Source organism: Arthrobacter sp. (genome assembly GCF_030540645.1).
Classification (GTDB): domain Bacteria; phylum Actinomycetota; class Actinomycetes; order Actinomycetales; family Micrococcaceae; genus Specibacter.
On sequence record NZ_JAUNVV010000026.1, the window covers coordinates 16,540 to 19,944 of the forward strand.

Below are 3,405 nucleotides of genomic sequence, written 5' to 3' on the forward strand. Positions count from 1 at the left end.
TCATGGGATCACCAGACTTCATCATCAAGCTGCGCGAAAAAATTGGCCACGACCCCCTGTGGCTGCCGGGCGTGCGCGGGGTGGTGTTTGACGCGGAAGGCCGCGTGCTGCTCGGGGAACGCTCCGACACCGGCGGCTGGGCCCTGATCACAGGCATTCTGGACCCGGGAGAGGAGCCCGGCCCCGGCCTGCTGCGGGAGATCTTCGAGGAAACCGCTGTGGTTGCCGAGATCGAGCAGCTGCTGGGCGTAGCTGCCGTGGGGCCTGTGACGTTTCCCAATGGCGACGTCTGTGACTTCCTGAACATCGAGTTCATCGCCCGTTACGTCAGCGGCACCGCCCGCGTGAACGACGACGAGTCGCTAGCCGTCGGCTGGTTTGCCATCGAGGACCTGCCACCGTTGCGCGAGGGCCACCTGGCCTGCATCCAGCGGGCATTGGCGTTCGACGGCGTGCCCCACTTCCAGCGCTAGGCTGTCTTACGCGGAGAATGCTGCGGGTGCGGAGGCTGAGCTGCGGCTGTGCTGCGAGTGACGCTGGCGCCGCGAGTGTTTTGTGCAGCGCTCCGCTTTCGCCACAGGGGACGGGCCAGCGCCAGTACGCTCATCACCACTGTGGTGACCAGACCTGCTGCACAGCCAACCATGGCGCCGAAGGAAAGGATCAGGCCCCGCACATCCAATGCGTTTCCGTCTGCGTAGTAGGGGTCAAAGGGTGGAGGGACAACCCTGAACGCCAGTTGCGGGGCAACCCAGCCGTAGGCCAGTGACGCCAGCAGCCCGATGACGAAGTAGAGCGGTATGCGGATCCGGGGCTTCTTCATGCACCACAGGCCTGCAAGGACCAGCGCTATCACCGGGACAAACGCCAGGGCGCCTCCCACCAGCAGTTCAACTGTGTCGTAATCCATGATTTTCCTTTTTTCGGGCTGCAATGCCTTACGGCTTGTCTGCGGCGCGTTCTGCCTCGAGGCGGATGGCTTCCTCTCCGCCAATGGCCTCGCCGCGGGCCACCATGCCGGAGGTGTCCGAGAGCGGGATAACTTTCATGGTCAGCGCCAATATCAACGCCACCACCATGAAGGGGATCAGGTACCAGAATACAGGTGCCAGCGAATCCGCGTAGGCGTTGATGATGCCGTCCTGTATTGCCTGCGGCAACTGGTGGAGCGTTTGCGGGTCAAGGCTGGACATGGAGTTGCCGGCCTGCTCAGGGCTGGCACCGGCAGCAGTGAACACGTCCGTGAGCGAATTCGCCAGGCGGGTGGTGAACATTGCACCAAATACTGCCACACCAAGAGCCGATCCAACTTCCCGGAAGTAGTTGTTCGTACTGGTCGCCGTGCCCAGTTGTGCAGCGGGAACCGAGTTCTGCACCACAATGACCACAATCTGCATGATCAGACCCAAGCCGGCGCCGAACAGGAACAGTTGGGCACAAATGACCCAGATGGGCGTTTCTGCGGACAACGTGGTCATCCACAGCATGGCGAGGATTGTCAGCACCGAACCGGCAATGGGGAAGGCCTTGTACTTGCCAGTTTTCGTCATGCGGATACCGGACCAGATGGACGTGCCCATCAGGCCCACCATCATGGGCAGCATGAGCAGGCCGGATTCGGCGGCTGAGGTGCCGGAGGACATTTGCAAGAACGTGGGAACAAAAGCCAGGGCTGCGAACATGCCCATGCCCAGCACAAAGCCGATGGCCGTGGAGTTCAGGAAGATCGGGTTCTTGAACAGGGACAGCGGAATGATCGGATCTGCAGCGCGTGACTCGGTAAAGATGAACAGCGCAACCGCTGCGATCAAACCGGAACCCCACGCCCAAGTGTTCAGGGATGTCCAGCCTCCGGCCTTGCCGCCAAAGTCGGTGAAGAAGATCAGGCAGGTGGTGGCGATGGACAGGAACACCACACCCATGAAGTCAATTTTCTGACTGGCTTTCTTGGAGGGCAGGGTCAGCGTGAAGAAGGCCACGACGAAGGCGATGATGCCAACGGGGATGTTGATGTAGAACGCCCATTCCCACGTGAGGTGGTCCACGAAGTAGCCGCCCAGCAAAGGCCCGGCAACGGCGGCCAAACCAAATATTGCACCGAGCGGGCCCATGTACTTGCCGCGCTCATTGGCCGGGACAATGTCGGCGATGATGGCTTGTGAAAGGATCATCAGCCCTCCACCGCCCAGGCCCTGGATGGCGCGGAAGATGACAAAGCCCCAGAAGTCGGTGGCGAAGGCACAGCCGATCGAGGCGAGCGTGAAGATGGCAATGGCGGCCAGGAACAAGTTCCGCCGGCCCAGGATGTCACCAAATTTTCCGTAAACGGGCATCACGATGGTGGTGGCCAGTAGGTAGGCGGTGGTGATCCACGTCTGATGCTCCACACCGCCAAGCTTGCCCACAATGGTCGGCATGGCGGTGGAAACGATGGTCTGGTCGAGGCTGGAGAGCAGCATTCCCGCGATGAGCGCGGAAAAAATGATCCAGATCCTCTTTTGGGTCAGCAGGAGCGGTTCGCCTGCTTTGATGGCCGTGCTCATGGATTTCCTTCGATGGTCAGGTGGGAAGAGACAAAGAATTGTTGGGCGGCATGGACGTTGCCGCCCAGTATCTCGCGATAGGAACGCGTGTTGTGTTCGGAGAAGAAGGTCTGGCTGGAGCGTCGGGACAGCGCCCCGAAAATACCGGCGGCCATGATGGCGCCTGGATCATCCGGGGGAAGGTTCTCCCGTTCTGCGATGATGGCGGCAAATTCATGTTCGCGGGTTTCGGCACTGCCCAGCACTTTCAACATCAACTGTGGCTCTACCTTCATGGCTGCGATGAGATCCTGAATGTGTTCGCGGTTGAAGTTCATTTGCACCGCCATGGCGCAAGTCAGCTCGAACAGGTCCTGCAACAGTGAGGTGGACAAGCTCTGCGGCCCGCGTTCAGCACCGCACTCCGGGGCTCCGCCGGCCACGAAGGCCGCCATGTCTGCGGCCGGGAATTCATCCAACAGGTGCCCGACGATCGCGTCTTCCTTGGATGGGAAGTAGTTGAAGAATGTGCGGCGGGAGATGCCTACTTCCTCGCATAGTTGCTCGACGGTGAAGCCGTTGAGGCCTTTTTGCGCCGTGGAGAGCCGTGCCGCTGCGGTGATCGCCGAACGGGTTGCCTCGCGTTTGCGTGCCCGCAGGCCCGGCGCGGCACAGAAATTTGCACTTTCAGTCACGAAGTAAAAGTTTGCACTATTTCTATAGGAGTGCAAAATTGTCGGGATGTGTTTTTCGGCACAGCTCTTAAGGCGCAGCATTGAGCCAAACAGCATTTAAACAAACGAGCGGGAGGTCCCCTTTACATCAAAGGGGGACCTCCCGCCGTCGTCCAGCGATGCCGAAGGCGTGCCATGCCAGCGAGGGG

General features: G+C 60.4%; 4 protein-coding genes. 1 reads left to right on the plus strand and 3 read right to left on the minus strand.

The features are described from left to right. Nucleotides 1-2: 2 nt before the first annotated feature. Complete coding sequence (locus tag Q4P21_RS07050; protein ID WP_303388085.1) at nt 3-473, plus strand: NUDIX domain-containing protein; 471 nt, start codon at nt 3-5, stop codon at nt 471-473. Here the strand turns inward: Q4P21_RS07050 and Q4P21_RS07055 are convergent. Genes Q4P21_RS07055 through Q4P21_RS07065 form a run of 3 tightly spaced genes read right to left on the minus strand, consistent with a single transcriptional unit; the run spans nt 470 to nt 3,217 of the window. Beyond that, nucleotides 470-910 carry a hypothetical protein gene (locus Q4P21_RS07055; RefSeq protein WP_303388086.1) on the minus strand — a complete coding sequence of 147 codons (441 nt, stop codon included), beginning with the start codon at nt 908-910 and terminating at the stop codon, nt 470-472. The two genes, Q4P21_RS07050 and Q4P21_RS07055, sit on opposite strands and share 4 nt — an antisense overlap. 28 nt (nt 911-938) lie before the next feature. After that, on the minus strand, nt 939-2,543 hold the full coding sequence (locus Q4P21_RS07060; RefSeq protein ID WP_303388087.1) for an MDR family MFS transporter: 1,605 nt from the start codon (nt 2,541-2,543) through the stop codon (nt 939-941). Further along, nucleotides 2,540-3,217: a TetR/AcrR family transcriptional regulator gene (locus tag Q4P21_RS07065; RefSeq protein ID WP_303388088.1), complete on the minus strand. Its 678-nt coding sequence runs from the start codon at nt 3,215-3,217 to the stop codon at nt 2,540-2,542. The genes Q4P21_RS07060 and Q4P21_RS07065 overlap by 4 nt, the downstream gene beginning before the upstream one ends. Between the last annotated feature and the right edge of the window lie 188 nt (nt 3,218-3,405).